The organism is Massilia sp. UYP32 (assembly GCF_050434365.1).
In the GTDB taxonomy this organism is placed as follows: domain Bacteria; phylum Pseudomonadota; class Gammaproteobacteria; order Burkholderiales; family Burkholderiaceae_D; genus Telluria; species Telluria timonae.
The window spans coordinates 131,568-147,360 of record NZ_JBNDIK010000017.1 but is presented as its reverse complement, the minus strand read 5'-3'; the positions used below and the strand labels follow the sequence as shown (position 1 = coordinate 147,360).

At 67.7% G+C, this 15,793-nt stretch carries 12 protein-coding genes and 1 tRNA gene; 3 read left to right on the top strand and 10 right to left on the bottom strand.

Annotation, left to right across the window (positions count from 1 at the left end; translation table 11 throughout):
• The first annotated feature begins 517 nt into the window (after positions 1 to 517).
• Positions 518 to 1,708, top strand: coding sequence for a DUF2325 domain-containing protein (locus ABIB42_RS15210; RefSeq protein WP_429248599.1), 1,191 nt, complete (start codon positions 518 to 520; stop codon positions 1,706 to 1,708).
• Between the two features lie 6 nt (positions 1,709 to 1,714).
• Here ABIB42_RS15210 and ABIB42_RS15205 read toward each other — a convergent pair whose 3' ends face one another.
• Positions 1,715 to 2,971: an aminotransferase class V-fold PLP-dependent enzyme gene (locus ABIB42_RS15205; RefSeq protein ID WP_429248598.1), complete on the bottom strand. Its 1,257-nt coding sequence runs from the start codon at positions 2,969 to 2,971 to the stop codon at positions 1,715 to 1,717.
• 162 nt (positions 2,972 to 3,133) lie between these two features.
• Here ABIB42_RS15205 and ABIB42_RS15200 point away from each other — a divergent pair, with 162 nt between their 5' ends.
• Positions 3,134 to 4,102, top strand: coding sequence for a LysR substrate-binding domain-containing protein (locus ABIB42_RS15200; protein ID WP_219861159.1), 969 nt, complete (start codon positions 3,134 to 3,136; stop codon positions 4,100 to 4,102).
• A gap of 10 nt (positions 4,103 to 4,112) precedes the next feature.
• Here the strand turns inward: ABIB42_RS15200 and ABIB42_RS15195 are convergent, their stop codons facing one another.
• The 4 genes from ABIB42_RS15195 to pepN form a co-directional block, all read right to left on the bottom strand.
• Positions 4,113 to 6,128 (bottom strand): DUF4214 domain-containing protein, encoded by a 2,016-nt coding sequence (locus ABIB42_RS15195; protein WP_429248597.1) that lies wholly within the window; start codon positions 6,126 to 6,128, stop codon positions 4,113 to 4,115.
• Between the two features lie 173 nt (positions 6,129 to 6,301).
• Positions 6,302 to 6,377 (bottom strand) — tRNA-Thr (locus ABIB42_RS15190).
• Between the two features lie 138 nt (positions 6,378 to 6,515).
• On the bottom strand, positions 6,516 to 7,517 hold the full coding sequence (locus tag ABIB42_RS15185) for a class 1 fructose-bisphosphatase (RefSeq protein WP_005665542.1): 1,002 nt from the start codon (positions 7,515 to 7,517) through the stop codon (positions 6,516 to 6,518).
• Positions 7,518 to 7,545: 28 nt separating this feature from the next.
• Positions 7,546 to 10,203, bottom strand: a complete 2,658-nt coding sequence (pepN, locus tag ABIB42_RS15180; RefSeq protein ID WP_429248596.1) for an aminopeptidase N — start codon at positions 10,201 to 10,203, stop codon at positions 7,546 to 7,548.
• Between the two features lie 185 nt (positions 10,204 to 10,388).
• On the opposite strand from pepN, the gene ABIB42_RS15175 reads away from it, so the two are divergent.
• On the top strand, positions 10,389 to 11,036 hold the full coding sequence (locus ABIB42_RS15175) for a DUF4136 domain-containing protein (RefSeq protein ID WP_005665538.1): 648 nt from the start codon (positions 10,389 to 10,391) through the stop codon (positions 11,034 to 11,036).
• Between the two features lie 115 nt (positions 11,037 to 11,151).
• Here the strand turns inward: ABIB42_RS15175 and ABIB42_RS15170 are convergent, their stop codons facing one another.
• From ABIB42_RS15170 to ABIB42_RS15150, 5 genes are all read right to left on the bottom strand, one after another.
• Positions 11,152 to 12,504: an enolase C-terminal domain-like protein gene (locus ABIB42_RS15170; protein WP_005665537.1), complete on the bottom strand. Its 1,353-nt coding sequence runs from the start codon at positions 12,502 to 12,504 to the stop codon at positions 11,152 to 11,154.
• 85 nt (positions 12,505 to 12,589) lie between these two features.
• Entirely contained in the window at positions 12,590 to 13,651 is a 1,062-nt protein-coding gene (locus ABIB42_RS15165) for a LacI family DNA-binding transcriptional regulator (RefSeq protein WP_219861167.1), read from the bottom strand.
• A 63-nt stretch (positions 13,652 to 13,714) separates the two neighbouring features.
• A complete protein-coding gene (locus ABIB42_RS15160; protein ID WP_219861170.1) occupies positions 13,715 to 14,641 on the bottom strand; it encodes a TIGR03571 family LLM class oxidoreductase in 927 nt (308 codons plus the stop codon).
• A gap of 4 nt (positions 14,642 to 14,645) precedes the next feature.
• Positions 14,646 to 14,807, bottom strand: a complete 162-nt coding sequence (locus tag ABIB42_RS15155; protein WP_005665531.1) for a hypothetical protein — start codon at positions 14,805 to 14,807, stop codon at positions 14,646 to 14,648.
• Positions 14,804 to 15,781, bottom strand: coding sequence for a quinone oxidoreductase family protein (locus tag ABIB42_RS15150; protein WP_429248595.1), 978 nt, complete (start codon positions 15,779 to 15,781; stop codon positions 14,804 to 14,806). Before ABIB42_RS15150 ends, ABIB42_RS15155 begins: the two co-directional genes overlap by 4 nt.
• Between the last annotated feature and the right edge of the window lie 12 nt (positions 15,782 to 15,793).

Genomic DNA, 15,793 nt, shown 5'->3' with positions numbered 1-15,793 from the left:
GGGGATGGCATCAGAAAGCATGGCCGAAAGTTAACATTTCTGAGCCACGTTTACAACGAAAAAATGCCGCAAAGATCGTTAACTTAGCGGCATTATACTCTGACCCTCATTGTTTTGATCGTCGAATCGCTGCTTCTAGAACATTATTCTCTCATAGGAGAAATCATTTCTTGGGTCGCAATAGCGCTTACTTAATTAGATATTCTTGCGCAATTTATGAGTCCTGAAATAATCAGGGTCAGAGTCGATTTGTTGAGCAATTTCTCACCAAATTGGATTAATTGGTGACACAGTCAGCTTGTCAGGCAATTTCTTCCCAACTGAATAATGAGGGTCGGAGTAGAATTAAAAGCAATTCTGGAGAATTGCTCAATAAATCTACTCTGACCCTCATGTTGGGGGTGGGGGTGGTGGCGCACGGGTGAAGATTTCGCTTGCGCGGCGTGATGGGTGAGATAGAATAATGAATGAGAATCATTATCATCTGATGCCACCAACCTGCGTCGAGAGGAACGATATGTGCGACAAACACCCTTCGAACGTGCCCTGCCCTGCTGACGGCGCGCAGGGATCGCGCCGGCGGCGCGTGTGGGAGCTGTCCCATGCCTGCCATTGCCCGCTGGTCGGGGTCGGGTTGCCGCTGGGCGGCTTGCGCAAACTGGTGGAGAAGGTGACGGGCGGGAAGGTGCTGCACGACGATTACGACATCCACGTCGGCACCGTCAGCGAGTGCGCCCTGCGCACGCCGGTCGCCGATGCGGTGCAGAAAGAGCTCGAGCGCCGCTATGCGCAGCACGTCCAACGCTTCCGCGCCGCCAAGAGCACCGAGCAGGTCGAGGCCATGTGGGACGCCGCGGTGGCCGCCGGCGACGTCGCCGGGGCGTTCTGGGCGGGGCTGTCGCATCCGCGCTGCAGCACCGCGCTCGAAGAAAAGATGTGCCGCGACATCCATATGGTGCAGCACCAGGCCGGCGCCTGCGCCCGCGGCGACATCAACAAGTTCAATGCAGTCGTCGCCGACAACGCGCGCCTCGAACGCGACGTGGCGCGCCTGCAGGAACGCTGCAATGCGCTGGGACAGGAAAAGGCGGTCGAGTGCGAGCGCCTCGAGCACCAGCTGCGCGCGGCGCGGGCGGCGACCATCGCGCGCGATGGCGACGTCCAGGCCCTGCGCGCCGAACTGGCGCGGCTGCAGGCCAGCGTTCCCGACCTCGACACGCGCGAGCGCCTGGCCGAGCGGGTGGCGCAGATGGAGGCGCGCGAACAGGCGCTGCGCGCCCAGCTGGCCGAGCTGAAGGCGGCGCGCGCTCCTGCTCCCACCCCGGCGCCGGAAGCCGAGGCTGCGCCCGAACCGATCCAGGTAGCGCCGGTCGCCACACCGGTGCGCCTGGAAAACCGCAGCGTGCTGTGCGTCGGAGGCCGCAGCAGCAGCGTGCCGATCTACCGCAATATGATCGAGCGGGTCGGCGCCCAGTTCGCCCACCACGACGGCGGCCTGGAGGACAGCAGCAGCCAGCTCGACGCCAGCCTCGCCGCGGCCGACCTGGTGATCTGCCAGACCGGCTGCATCAGCCACAGCGCCTACTGGCGCGTGAAGGACCATTGCAAGCGCCACGGCAAGCGCTGCGTCTTCGTCGACAACCCGAGCGTCTCGAGCCTGGTGCGCGGCCTGCAGGAAGCCGCCACCGAGGACACCCAACCCGGCTAATGCTGTTCACGCAGCCAGCGCGCGGATCGCCGCCACCAGGCGCTCCAGCTGCGCCGTGGTCGTGTAGTACGAAGGCGTGACGCGGATGCAGCTGCCGCCGACCGGGCCTTCGCGCGCCACCGTGAAGATGCCATGCCGGTCGAGCAGCGTGCGCGCCAGCGCCACGTTGTCCTCGAACGACATCTTTCCCTGCAGGCGGAACGAAGTCACCGCGCCCGTCATCCCGGCGTCGTCCGGCGTCAGCACCTGCACGCCCGGCAGCGCGCGCACCCGCGTCACCCAGTAGTCGCGCAGCGCGCGCAGGTGCGCCGCGCGCGCCGCGAGCGGGATGCGCGCATGGAAGGCCAGCGCGCTCGGAATCGTCATCACCGCCGCCACGTTGAGGGTGCCGGCATTCACGCGCGCCCGGATGTCGGTCGGCGGATGCTCGGTGTTGCCACAATCGATGTCGATGTCCTGCAGGCGGCCCTCGCGCACATAGAGGAACCCGAGACCGAGCGGCGCCCCGATCCATTTGTGCAGGTTGGCCCCGACGAAGTCGGCGCCCAGGTCGGGAATGCGGAAATCGAGCTGGCCGAACGATTGCGCGACGTCGACCACCACGTCCACGCCGCGTTCCCGGGCGATGCGCGCGATCTCGGCCACCGGCAGCACCAGGCCGGTGCGATGGTTGATGTGGGTGAGCAGCAGCAGCCGCGTGCGCGGATGGCGCCGCAGCGCCTCGGCATAGGCGTCGATTACGCCCTGGCGCGTGGCCGGCTCGGGAATCGTCACCGAGACCAGCCCGGCGCCGCGGCGTTTGGCCAGCTCGCGCATGGCGTCCATCACCGTGCCGTAGTCCAGGTTGCAGATCATGACCGCTTCGCCGGCCTTCAACAGCCGGTAGTTCAGGATCAGGTTCTGCAGCGCCTCCACCGCGCTGCGCGTGAGCGCGATCTCGCCCGGCGCGGCGCCGGCATACGCCGCCAGCTGCGCGCGGATCGCCGTCATGTCCGCGCGGTCGAAGCGGGTGCGCAGGTAGTGCGAGTGATGGCGGTTCAGGTAGTCGAGATTGCGCTTGTAGTCTTCCAGCACCGGGCGCGCCATGACGCCATAGTAGGCGTTTTCGAGATTGACGATGTCCCCGGCCACGTCATAGCTGGCGCCCAGGCCGGCTTCGTCGGCCGCGGCAACCGCCGCCGGCCAGGGCAGCGCCGCGCCCCCGAGGCTCAGGCCTGCGGCGGTACGCAGCAGCTTGCGGCGGCGATAGGCGATCGGTTTCATGGAGGCTCCCGCGAGAATGGATGTGCAGGAAAGTATAGGCAGGCCAGCGCCGCGCGCCTGCCCCTGGAATGATCGCCCCATAAGCGCCATTGATACCCCGGGCCGGCCCGCGCGCCGCCGGGTTAGAATCGCGCCAACACCCACCACCACCGGACCAGCGCCATGCTCAGCCGCGACATCGAGATCTTCCGCACCGTGATGACCTCGGGCTCCGCCACCCGCGCGGCGAAAGTGCTGGGATTGTCGCAGCCGGCCGTCAGCATGGCGCTGCGCCGGCTCGAGGAACGCGCCGGCCTGGAACTGTTCCAGCGCCCCGGCGGCAAGCTGCAGCCCACCCAGCAGGCGCAGGCCCTGCTGGCCGAGGTCCAGCGCCACTTCGTCGGCATGGACGTGATCGAGCAGCGCATCCGCAGCCTGAAGCAGTTCGGCGCCGGCCGGGTGCGCATCGCCGCCTTTCCCGGCCTCGGCACCGGTTTCGTGCCGCGCGTGCTGGCCGACCTGGCAGCGGCCGGCACGCGCAGCATGGTGTCGCTGCAGGTGATGGGTTCACAGGACGTGCGCAGCCAGGTGCTGCGCGACGAGGTGGAGCTGGGCATCGCGGCCCAGGACATCTCGACCGCCGGCGTCGAGCATGCGCTGTTCGCGCACTACTTCGGCGTGGTCGCCCTGCCTCCCGGGCATCCGCTGGCGCGCAGCAGCATGGTCACGCCGAAGCAGCTGGCGCGTCATCCCTTCGTGGCCCTGCATCCAGACGACGCGGTGAGCCAGCGCCTGGACGCGATTCTGCACGCCCACGGCCTGCAACTCCAGACAGTGGTTGAAACCTCGTACACCTTCAGCCTGTGCGAACTGGTGCGCAACCGCATCGGCGTCGCCCTCGTCAATCCGGTCACGGCGGTCGACTACCTCAATGCCGGCCTGGTATTTCGTCCGTTCTCGGAGCGGCTCGAATTCACGGCGCTGACGATGTGGCCCGCCGGCCGGCCGCTGTCGCCCTTCGCGCGCCAGATGCTGGGCGCGATGCGCGCGCGGCTGCAGGCCGATATGGATGGCTTGCGCGCGACCATGCCGCCGGCCGCGGGCAAGGTCGCGCTGCACCAGTTCCAGCCGCTGGCGGCGTCCCCGGCCTGAGACGGCGGATTCAGAGCAGGTCGATCGAGGTGCTCATCACGCCGACCAGTGCGGCCATCTCGGCCGAATTGGCGATGCCGAGCAGGACGTCGCCGCGATTGAGCGTGCCGTCGTCGATCAGGGCGGCCCAGCCCGCGACCTCGGCCTGGCTGGCCGTGCGCTCCAGGCCCGCCTGATACAGGTGGGCGACATACTGCGCATTGCTCATGCCGCCGAACTGGCCTTCCGCCGCGCCCACGAAGGTGTCGGCGATGGCCGCCATGCCGATGCCGTTTTCGCTGGCCGCGATCCAGTAGTTCAGGCCATCCTGGTCGGGCGCGCGGTCGAACAAGACGTCATACATGCGCACCAGCATGCCGACATCGGTGTCGGCGATCCAGGCGCTGGACCCATACCAGTCCATATACTGCAGCATGGCGAAGTGGTCGGCGAACTCCAGCAAGACGTCTGCCCGCGTGCGCGCGCCCGCGTCCAGCCCGACCAGCCAGCCGTACAACTCCCTCAGGTTGCCGCCGCGCTCCATGCCGTTTTCGTACAGCGACCTGACGAAATCGTCGTCGCTCATGGCATCGTCGGCGCCGCTCGCCGCGAGCAGGCTGGCCGAGATCTCGAGCAGCGACATGCCGGCGGCATGCTGCGCTTCCCAGGCGTCGAGTTCGACGCGGGTCGCCACACGGTCCTCGAGCGATTCGATCATGCGCGTGATGGTGCCGCGCGCCGAGCGTTCGGCGCCGTCGCCGCCGAAATTCAGGATCTCGACGTTCGCGAGAGAGTCGCTGCCTTCGGTGCCGTCGCGGGCCATGACCACGACATGCCCCTGTTCGACCCGGATCGTGTAATCGGCCCGGCTCCCCGCCAGGCGTACGGTGTCGATGCCCATGCCGCCGTCGATCCAGTCGTCACCCGCGCCGCCGGTGATGTCGTCGTCGCCGTCCTCGCCATGCAGGCGGTCATTGCCCGCCCCGCCGTCGATGACGTCGTCGCCGCCGCCGGCATAGGCCACGTCGTCGCCCTCGCCCAGGTTGAGGGTCTGGGCGTCGGCATCGGCCACCACGTGCTGGTTGCCGGCGCCGCTCCTGACCGTGACTTCACCGGCGAGCGCGGCGAAGCCGATGTGGTCCAGGGTGACGCTGCTGCTCCACAGGCCGCGTGTATCGATGACCACGGCGACCAGCGGATTGCCGGCCGCGGCCTCGACGCCGACCAGTTCCAGCGGGCCGAATAGCGGCGCCGTGCCGAAAGCGGCAGTCGGCGCGATCGTCTGCAGCAGCAGCGGCGTGTTCGCGGCCTCGGCGATGAAGCGGGTGGCGCCGGCGACCAGGCTGGCCTGCGAGGCGGAACCAGCCTCGCTGTGCTGGCGCACCTCGCGCAACAGGTCGGCCAGCGCGGCGCCGGCCGCCTCCGGCGCCACGCTGCCGCTGGCGGTCATGCCTACTTCCGACGGCAGGTCGGCGCGCAGCAGGACCCGGCCGCTGCCGTCGACGACGACCGGCACCGCGCTCGTGAGGCCGGTGCCGTTGGTGTCCGGGCCGTCCACGCGGGCGGTGCCGGCCGTGAGCTCCTGGCGCTCTTTGCCGTCGGCCTCGGTGACCGTGCGCACCCGCACTTCGCGGTTATCGATCACGCTGACCTGCGGCGCCGTGCCGGGACGCTCGTCGACGTCCGTGACCCAGATCGTCAACAGCTGCGCGGCGGTGCCGGCGCCATCGGTGCGCGTGACCTCGACCTGGTAGGTGTTGTTGCCCGTCCCGGCGCCGCGGTCGCGCGGCGACTCGTAGTTTGGCGCCGCGATAAAGCGCAACAAGCCGGTAGCCTGGTCGATCGTGAACAGCGCGGCGTCGGCGCCGCCGGTGATCGCATAGTCGTTGTAGATCGGGCCGGACGGGCCCTGGGAGATGATGTCGACGGTCACGTCGCGCGTATTTTCGGCCACCTGCACCACGTCGCCGTTGGGATAGGAAAACCGCGGCTGGAGCGGCCAGGTGGATTCGGCGGCGCTGGCCTGCGAAGTGAATGCGGTTGCCATGATCGTTCCTCGGTATCGGATACCGAGAGTATATCCACCCGGGCGGGCGCACGATGTGAACTCGTCCGCATGGCGCGATTCCATGCGGGCTGCATGGCGCGCGCTTGTTTCACATTCGGAAAACAAAAAAGGTTACGGGCTTGCGCCTGTAACCTTTTGGACCTGCTGAGTATTGGTGCCGCTGACCGGAATCGAACTGGTGACCTTCGCATTACGAATGCGCTGCTCTACCGACTGAGCTACAGCGGCGAAACCTGTGCTTCGCCTTGCCTTTCGGCGCACGACAACGAGTCGCCGTGACGAAAGAACCATATTCTAGCAAATAATGCGGCAAACTTGCTAGTGTGTATCGCTAGCGTGCCGCATTATCGGCCAAAAACAGGGAATTCAGCCCTGGTGATAGCCCGTCACCACCGCGACTTCTTCCTTCGAGCCCAGGAACACCGGCACGCGCTGGTGCAGCTTGGTCGGCGGGATGTCCATGATGCGGCCCTGGCCGTCGGTGGCGGCGCCGCCGGCCTGTTCGACGATCATCGCCATCGGGTTGGCCTCGTACATCAGACGCAGCTTGCCCGGCGATTGCGGGTCGCGCAGGTCGGCCGGATACATGAAGACGCCGCCGCGGTTCAGGATGCGGTGCACGTCGGCCACCATCGAGGCGATCCAGCGCATATTGAAATCCTTGCCGCGCGGGCCGGTGCTGCCGGCCAGCAGCTCGTCCACGTAGCGCTGCACCGGCGGATGCCAGTGGCGTTTATTCGACATATTGATGGCGAATTCCTTGGTCGAGACCGGGATCTGCATGTCGCTCTGGGTCAGCACCCACGAACCCATCTCGCGGTCCAGGGTGAAGCAGTGCACGCCGTTGCCGGTGGTGAGCACCAGCATGGTCTGCGGGCCGTAGACCGCATAGCCGGCCGCCACCTGGGCGGTGCCGGGCTGCAGGAAGTCCTGCTCGGTCGGCTGGGTCATGCCTTCCGGCGCCTTCAGCACCGAGAAGATGGTGCCGATCGAGACGTTGACGTCGATGTTCGACGAGCCGTCCAGCGGGTCGAACAGCAGCAGGAATTCGCCCTTTGGATAGCGGCTCGGGATCTGGCGGATGGTTTCCATCTCTTCGGACGCCATCGCCGCCAGGTGGCCGCCCCACTCGTTCGCTTCCAGCAGGATCTCGTTCGAGATCACGTCCAGCTTCTTCTGGACTTCGCCCTGGATGTTCTCGGTCTCGGCGCTGCCCAGCACTTCGCCCAGCGCGCCCTTGCTCACCGAATAGCTGATGCGCTTGCAGGCGCGGGCGACGACCTCGATCAGCAGGCGCAGCTCGGCGTTGATGTTCTGGTGCAGGCGCTGCTCTTCGACCAGGTATTGCGTCAGACTTACGCGTTTCATGACTTCCTCAGGTTGGGTGTGAATTCTTTTAATTGGCGAGCGCCTTGGTGACCACTTCGCGCACGTCGTTCGACAGCTTGCCGTGCCCCGCCACCCGCTGCAGCGCGGCCTGCATCTGCTCCTGCAGCGCCGGCGCGTAACGGCGCCAGCGGTCCATGGCGCGCGCCAGGCGGCTCGCGACCTGCGGGTTGAGCGCGTCGAGCGCGATCACCTGCTCGGCCCAGAAGGCGTAGCCGCTGCCGTCCGGCGCGTGGAACTGCACCGGATTGTTCATGCAGAAGGCGGCCACCAGGCTGCGCGCGCGGTTCGGGTTGCGCAGGGTGAAGGCCGGATGGCGCATCAGCGCACGCACGGCCGCCACGTCGGTGGTCGGCGCCGCAGCCTGCATCATGAACCACTTGTCCACCACCAGGGCCTCGTTCTGGAACTCCTGGTAGAACGCGTCCAGCGCGTCGGCGGCTTCCGGCACGCGCGATGCGATCAGCGCGCCCAGCGCGGCGGCGCGGTCGGTCATGTTGTCGGCTTCGTCGAACTGGCGCTGGGCCAGCGCCACGCTCTCATCGTCGGGCGCCGCGTTCAGGTAGGACAACGCGATGTTCTTGAGCGCGCGCTTGCCGGCGGACGCCGCGTCCGGGCTGTACGGCCCCGGCGTCAGGTTGGCTTCGTACTGCGCCAGCAGCTCGGCGCGCAGGCGCGCGCCGATGTCGGCGCGGATGAACTGGCGCGCGATGTGCACGGCCAGCGGGTCGACGCCGTCGATCTGCTCGGCCACCATGCTCTCGGACGGCAGCAGCAGCGCCTGTTCGCGGAAGGCCGGGTCGAGGGTCTCGTCGACCAGGACCTTGCGCATCGCCTCGATGAAGGTCTCGTCCAGGTTCAGGCTGGCGCCGCTATTGCCCTTGGCCGCGGCCTCGCCGGTCAGCTTGAGCAGGCGGCTCATGGCCAGGCGCTGGCCCGCTTCCCAGCGGTTGACCGGGTCGCTGTCATGGCTGAACAGGTGCAGCAGGTCGGCATCGGTATAGCTGCCCTGCAGGATCACCGGCGCCGAGAAGTTGCGCAGCACCGACGCCACCGGCTGCTCCTTCACGTCGGTGAAAACGAAGGTCTGCTCGGCCTGGGTCAGCTCGAGCACCGCCGTCGTGCCGCGGTCGACGCCGCCCTCGACCAGGCGCATGTCGTTGCCGGCGGCGTCGAGCAGGCCGACCGCGACCGGGATGTGGAACGGCAGTTTCTCTGGCTGTCCCGGCGTCGGCGGGCAGGACTGGATCAGCTTGAGCGTGTAGGTGTGGACGGCCTCGTCCCAGCGGCCCTCGAAGCGCAGCACCGGCGTGCCGGCCTGGCTGTACCAGCGTTCGAACTGGGTCAGGTCGCGGCCGTTGGCGTCGGCCATCGCGCGCCGGAAATCGTCGCACTCGACCGCCTGCTCGTCATGGCGCGCGAAGTACAGGTCCATGCCCTTGCGGAAGCCTTCCTCGCCGAACAGGGTGTGGTACATGCGCACCACTTCGGCGCCCTTCTCGTACACCGTCACCGTATAAAAATTGTTGATCTCGACGAAGGAGTCGGGACGCACCGGGTGCGCCATCGGGCCGGCATCCTCGGGGAACTGGTGCTGGCGCAGCGTGCGCACCTGGTCGATGCGGGTCACGGCGCGGCCGGTGTCGGTGCCGATCATGTCGGCCGTGAATTCCTGGTCGCGGAACACCGTCAGGCCTTCTTTCAGCGACAGCTGGAACCAGTCGCGGCAGGTCACGCGGTTGCCGGTCCAGTTGTGGAAGTATTCGTGCGCTACCACCGCCTCGATGCCCTGGAAGTCGACGTCGGTGGCCACCCGCGGGTTGGCCAGCACGAACTTGGTGTTGAAGATGTTCAGGCCCTTGTTCTCCATCGCGCCCATGTTGAAGTCGCTGGTGGCGACGATCATGAAGCGGTCCAGGTCGAGCTCGAGGCCGTATTTTTCCTCGTCCCAGCGGATGCTGTGCTTGAGCGACTGCATCGCATAGTCGGTCTTGTCCAGGTTGCCGTCTTCGACCCACACCTGCAGCAGCGCGTCGCGGCCGTCGGCCAGGCGGAAGGTCTCTTCCTGGCACACCAGCCTGGCGGCCACCAGCGCGAACAGGTAAGAGGGCTTCTTGAACGGGTCTTCCCACAGCGCATAGTGACGCCCGTCGTCGAGGTCGCCTTCCTGGATCAGGTTGCCGTTCGACAGCAGCACCGGATAGCGCGCCTTGTCGGCGCGCAGCATCACGGTGTACTTGGCCATCACGTCAGGGCGGTCCGGGAAATAGGTGATGCGGCGGAAGCCTTCGGCCTCGCACTGGGTGAAGAAGTTGCCATTCGATACATACAAGCCGCTGAGCGTCGTGTTCTGCTCGGGCACGCAGACCGATTCGATCTCGAGCACCACCTCGTCGGGCGCCTCGTGGATGACCAGGAGATTGTTTGCCAGCGTATAGTCAGCCCCGACCAGGGCCTTGCCGTTCAGGCGCAGCGCCACCAGTTCGATGTCCTCGCCATGCAGTTCGATGGCGCGCCCGCTGGCCGCCGGGTTGCGACGCAAGGTCAGGCGGTTGGCCACGACCGTGCGCGCGGGATCCAGGTCGAAGCCGAGCTCGACAGTATCCACAAGGTAAGTCGGCGGGGTATAGTCTTTCCGGTAAACGGTCTGGGGCGTATCGGTGCGCATAGGAAGAGTCCAAGAACACAGTGGAGAAGTGCTTATTTTACCAACAAGCTTTTCCGGCGCTTCGTACGATTCCATGTATCGCAGTGTATGTACGGTAACGGGGTGTAAAAACCGGTTCATTGATTTTGAACAAGCGGTAAGCTTGATCATCGGGGAAATTCCGCATAAATATTTTGGAGATTGGTATGAAACGCCTCATCATGGTCGCCGCCGGCACGGCGCTTGCGCTGCTCCTGGGCGGTTGCGCGACCACCATCCGCAGCGACGTCACGACCTTCCACCAATGGCCGGCCCAGATGGAAGACAAGAGCTATGTCTTCGAGGTGCCGGCGCCGCAGGACGACACGCTGGAATGGCGCAGCTACCAGGAACTGGTGCGCGCCCAGCTGGCGCGCCAGGGCTTCCGCGACGCCGAGGGCGCCACGCCGGCGCTGACGGTGGCGATGCGCTTCACCACCACCGACCTGCCGGTGCGCGTGCTGGAGCCGATCATGACGCCGTATTTCTATCCGAGCGCGCGCTTCGGCTACGGCTACCGCGGCTTCCACCGCCGCTACTGGGGCGGCTGGTACAGCCCGTTCTACGATCCGTTCTGGGGTCCGTATCCGGCCTACCAGACCTCGGTCGAGCACCACTACCGGCGCGAGCTGCAGGTGTCGATCAAGTCGGCGCGCGACGGCAAGCGTTTGTTCGACGTCACGGTGCACAACACCAGCCGCAATATGTCGACGCCGGAGATCATGCCGGCGCTGGTGCACAGCGCCTTCGAGGGCTTCCCGGGGCCGTCGGGCGTGGCACGGCGGGTCGAGGTGACGCAGGAACCGAAGGGCTGACCGGCGCCGTTCGCCGCTCATGGAGCCGGGCATTGCCCGGCTTTTTTCATGGGAACGCAGGATGAAAAAAGACCCGTCACGCGCGCCGCGTGACGGGTCAATGGGAGACAACGGGTCAGCGCACCATGCACGGCTTCTTGCTGTCGAACTTCCAGTTCGGGACGAGGTACTGCATGCCCACCGCATCGTCGCGCCCGCCCAGTCCCATCGCCAGATAGCGCTGGTGCGCGGCCTCCACCGCCTCCATGTCGAGTTCCACGCCCAGTCCCGGCGCGGTCGGCACCGCCACCATGCCGTCCACGATGCGCAGCGGATTGCGGGTCAGGTGCTGGCCGTCCTGCCAGATCCAGTGGGTGTCGATCGCCGTGATGTCGCCCGGCGCCGCCGCCGCGCAATGGGTGAACATCGCCAGCGAAATGTCGAAGTGGTTATTCGAATGCGAGCCCCAGGTCAGGCCCCAGGCTTCGCACATCTTCGCCACGCGCACGGTGTCCTGCATGGTCCAGAAATGCGGGTCGGCCAGCGGGATGTCCACCGCCCCCAGCTGCACCGCGTGCGCCAGCTGGCGCCAGTCGGTGGCGATCATATTGGTGGCGGTGCGCAGGCCGGTGGCGCGGCGGAACTCGGCCATCGTCTCGCGGCCCGAATAGCCGCCTTCGGGTCCGCACGGGTCCTCGGCATAGGCCAGCACGCCCTTCATGTCGCGGCACAGCCGGATCGCGTCCTGCAGCAGCCAGCAGCCGTTGGGGTCGAGCGTGACGCCAGCCTGCGGGAAGGCTTCCTTGAGCGCGCGCGCCGCCTCGATTTCCTGTTCGCCGCGCAGCACGCCGCCCTTGAGCTTGAAGCTCCTGAAGCCGTAGCGCGCCTGCGCGGCGCGCGCCTGGGCCACGATGGCGTCGGCGTCCATGGCCGGCTCGTGGCGCAGGCGCAGCCACTCGTCGTCGGCATCGGGCTCGCTCGCATACGGCAGGTCGGTGGCCCTGCGGTCGCCCACGTAGAACAGGTAGCCCAGCATCTCGACCTGGTCGCGCTGGCGGCCCTCGCCCAGCAGGTCGGCCACCGGCACGCCCATGAACTTGCCCAGCAGGTCGAGCACGGCGCATTCGACGCCGGCCACCGCGTGGATCGTCACGCGCAGGTCGAAGGTCTGCTGGCCGCGCCCGCCCGCATCGCGTCCGGCGAACGCCGTGCGCATCGAACGCAGCACGCCGTTCCAGGCGCCGATCGGCTGGCCGACGACCAGCGCGCGCGCATCCTCGAGTGTCTGGCGGATGCTCTCCCCGCCCGGCACTTCGCCGACGCCCTGCTGACCGCTGCTGTCGGTGAGGATCACCAGGTTACGGGTGAACCACGGCGCGTGGGCGCCGCTGAGGTTGAGCAGCATGCCGTCGCGGCCCGCGACCGGCACCACGCGCATCGCGGTGATCGTTGGCGTGCTGCCCAGTGTCGAAGATTCCATGGTCATCATTTTTCCCTAAAGCGATGTTACCGGTATCAAGATGAGCCGATGATACCGGTATCTTGATGACCAAGTCAATCCGCTGGAGGAGTGTTCAGCTGCTGCCGCGTTCGACGATGACGAAGCCGACGTCGCGCACCGGCGCCTCCACTGGCCGACCTTCGGCGCGGTCGATGATCAGCGAGGCGGCGATGGAACCGATGGCGGTGCCGTCGATGCGCACCGTGGTCAAGGGCGGATGCAGGTCGCGCGAGAACGCCAGGTCGCCCAGGCCGACCACGGCCAGCTGCCCGGGCACCTCGATGCCCAGCGCCAACGCTTCGAGCAGCACGCCCTGGGCCATCATGTCGGAGCTGCAGAACACGGCGTCGATGCCGGGGTCGCGCGCCAGCAGCTCGCGCAGGCCGGTGCGACCGCTGCCGAGCGAGGTCGGCGCCGGCACGACGCAGGTCGGCACCGCCTTTCGATCCGTGCCCAGCCCCGGCTGCAGCGCCAGCACGGTGTCGGCGAAATGGCGGTTGCGGCGCACCGCGCGCTCGTCGTCGGCGCTGATGGCGGCAATCTTGCGGCGCCCGCGCCCGTGCAGGTATTCGGCCACCGCCTTGCCGATCTGTTCGTGCGAGAAGCCCACCAGCATGTCGATCGGGCTGTCGGTCAGGTCCCAGGTCTCGACCACCGGGATGCCGCTGGCCAGCAGGCGGCGCCGGCCCTGCTCCGAGCGCATGATCCCGGTCAGCACCACGCCGTCCGGACGGCGTCCGATGATGGCCTCGAGCAGCGCGTCCTCGCGCGAGTTCTCGTAGCCGGCCTGGCCCAGCATCAGCTGGTAGCCGCGCGCAGCGAGGCCGTCGGTGAGCGCCTGCACCATCTCGAGGAACACCGAGCCGCTGATGGTCGGCACCACGGCCGCCACCATGCGGCTCTTCTTGGAGGCCAGGCCTCCGGCCAGCAGGTTCGGGACGTAACCCACCCGGTCCACCACCTCGCGCACGCGTTGCAGGATCTCGGGCGAAACCGAGTCGGGATTGTTCAGCGCGCGCGAGACGCTCATCGGGGCCACCCCGGCCAGGCGCGCGACGTCGCGCACCGTGGGCGTGGCGCCCTTGCGGCTCTTGCGGGGATGGGCTGGGGCGTCCTTCTTGGCGGGGGTTTCCATGAGGCGATTCTAGCATCCGGGTCCGGCGGCGGATGATGCCGGCCGCGCCGCGCAGGGCGCGCCCTATATCCGCGGCAGGATCTCCGTCCCTATTTCATGCAGGACCTCGCCGGCCGGCCGCGCGCCCCGATGCAGGTTGAACAGGACGTGCGCGACGCCGAGTCCGCGCATGCGTTCGAGATAGGCGGCCAGCGCATGGCGGCCGGTGCGCAGGCCGAGTTCGATCGCATCAAGCGGCGCCGCCGGATCGTCCAGCAAGTCCAGCTGCACCGACTGGATAAAGGGCTTGCGCAGTCCTGGGGCGCGCTGGTCCTGCGCCATGTGCCACAGGGCGATGCGGCCTTTTTGCCGGTCTTCCTCGCGGTGGTAGCTGGTCCAGCCATCGGCATGCCCGGCGATCCACTGCAGCGACTGGCGCGCGCTGCCCACCGCGAGCATCGGGATGCGCGTGTGTGGCGGCGGCAGCACGCGGTATTGCCCATCCTCTGCCCCGGCAGCCGGCGCCGGTTCGAGCGCGGCGCGCACGGTTTCCCAATGGTCGCGGAAGGCCACGTCGCGCGTGTCCAGGTCGGCCCCGAAACGGGCGAATTCCTCGGGCCGGTCGCCCGAACCCAGGCCCAGCAGCAGGCGGCCATGGCTGATCCGGTCCAGGCTCAGGGCCGCCTTGGCCACGTGCAGCGGATGGCGCAGCGGCAGCACGACGGCCCCGGTGGCGAGCGCGATCCGCTCCGTCACCGCCGCCAGCGCGGCCAGCCACAGGAAGGGGTCGTCCAGCGCCGCGGTCTCGTTGGCGCTGCCCTGCGGGATCATCAGGGGCACGTCCCGGGTCCAGAGGGCGGCGAAGCCCAGCGCATCGGCCAGGCGCGCATGCTCTTGCGCCAGCGCGAGGTCGGCCAGGGCGCCGGGGCCGCCCGCCATGGGCGTCATCAGCCCGACCGTCAGGCGGCCGGGGACGAACACCCGCCCGTAGGCGCGGTTGAAATCGTCCATGGCCTCAGGTGAAATAAGCCTCGGAGCCGAAAGTGAGCGCCACCACCAGCAGCATGGCCAGCGCCAGCACGATCAAGAGGCGCCCGAACTTCGGCGCACCGTCGCCCGACGGCTGCGCCGACGGCGGCAACGGCGGCAGCGGCTCGTCGTCGCGCGTATCCCTCATGGCAACAACACCGTCGAACCGGTCGTGCGGCGCGCCTCCAGCGCGCGGTGCGCCTCGCCTGCCTCGGCCAGGGCAAAGGTCTGGCGCACCCCGACCTCGACCTTGCCGCTCGCGACCATGTCGAACAGCTCGGCCGTCATCGCCTCTTGCTCTTCCTGGGTGTGCATGTAGTCGAACAGGGTCGGACGGGTCAGGAACAGCGAGCCGCGCCTGGACAGCTCGGCTGGCGCGAACGGCTCCACCGCGCCCGAGGCGTTGCCGAAGCTGACCATCAGGCCGCGCCGGCGCAGGCAGTCGAGCGAAGCGGTGAAGGTGGCCTTGCCCACCGAGTCGTACACCACCGGCACGCCCTCGCCACCGGTGAGCTCGCGCACGCGCGCCACGATGTCTTCGTCGTTGTAGTTGATGACGTGGGCCGCGCCGTGGCGCAGCGCCAGCTCGCCTTTTTCCTTCGAGCCCACGGTGCCGATCAGGCGCACGCCGAGCGCGCGCGCCCACTGGCAGGCGATCAGGCCGACGCCGCCGGCCGCGGCGTGGAACAGGACCGTGTCGCCGGCCTCGACCCGGTAGGTTTGACGGAGCAGGTATTGCACCGTCAGGCCCTGCAGCATCATGGCGGCCGCGGTTTCGAAGCCGATCGCGTCGGGCAGCTTGACCAGGAAGCGGGCCGGCACGGTGCGCACGCTGGCATAGGCGCCCAGCGGACCGCCGGCATAGGCCACGCGGTCACCCGGCCGCACATGGGTCACGCCCTCGCCCACCGCCTCGACCACGCCCGCCCCTTCCTTGCCGAGAAAGCCGGGCAGCGGCTGCGGATACAGGCCGGTGCGGAAATATACGTCGATGAAGTTCAGGCCGATCGCGTGCTGGACGATGCGCGCCTCGCCCGGCCCGGGCGCGGGCGCCTCGACGTCGACGTATTCCATCACTTCTGGGCCGCCGGTGGCGGCGATCCGGATCGCTTTGGCGAGCATGGTTCCTCCTGT

Coding starts and splice junctions, on each gene's coding strand:
- ABIB42_RS15210 (WP_429248599.1), top strand. CDS start 518: ATGTGCGACAAACACCCTTCGAACGTGCCCTGCCCTGCTGACGGCGCG.
- ABIB42_RS15205 (WP_429248598.1), bottom strand. CDS start 2,971: ATGAAACCGATCGCCTATCGCCGCCGCAAGCTGCTGCGTACCGCCGCA.
- ABIB42_RS15200 (WP_219861159.1), top strand. CDS start 3,134: ATGCTCAGCCGCGACATCGAGATCTTCCGCACCGTGATGACCTCGGGC.
- ABIB42_RS15195 (WP_429248597.1), bottom strand. CDS start 6,128: ATGGCAACCGCATTCACTTCGCAGGCCAGCGCCGCCGAATCCACCTGG.
- ABIB42_RS15185 (WP_005665542.1), bottom strand. CDS start 7,517: ATGAAACGCGTAAGTCTGACGCAATACCTGGTCGAAGAGCAGCGCCTG.
- pepN (WP_429248596.1), bottom strand. CDS start 10,203: ATGCGCACCGATACGCCCCAGACCGTTTACCGGAAAGACTATACCCCG.
- ABIB42_RS15175 (WP_005665538.1), top strand. CDS start 10,389: ATGAAACGCCTCATCATGGTCGCCGCCGGCACGGCGCTTGCGCTGCTC.
- ABIB42_RS15170 (WP_005665537.1), bottom strand. CDS start 12,504: ATGATGACCATGGAATCTTCGACACTGGGCAGCACGCCAACGATCACC.
- ABIB42_RS15165 (WP_219861167.1), bottom strand. CDS start 13,651: ATGGAAACCCCCGCCAAGAAGGACGCCCCAGCCCATCCCCGCAAGAGC.
- ABIB42_RS15160 (WP_219861170.1), bottom strand. CDS start 14,641: ATGGACGATTTCAACCGCGCCTACGGGCGGGTGTTCGTCCCCGGCCGC.
- ABIB42_RS15155 (WP_005665531.1), bottom strand. CDS start 14,807: ATGAGGGATACGCGCGACGACGAGCCGCTGCCGCCGTTGCCGCCGTCG.
- ABIB42_RS15150 (WP_429248595.1), bottom strand. CDS start 15,781: ATGCTCGCCAAAGCGATCCGGATCGCCGCCACCGGCGGCCCAGAAGTG.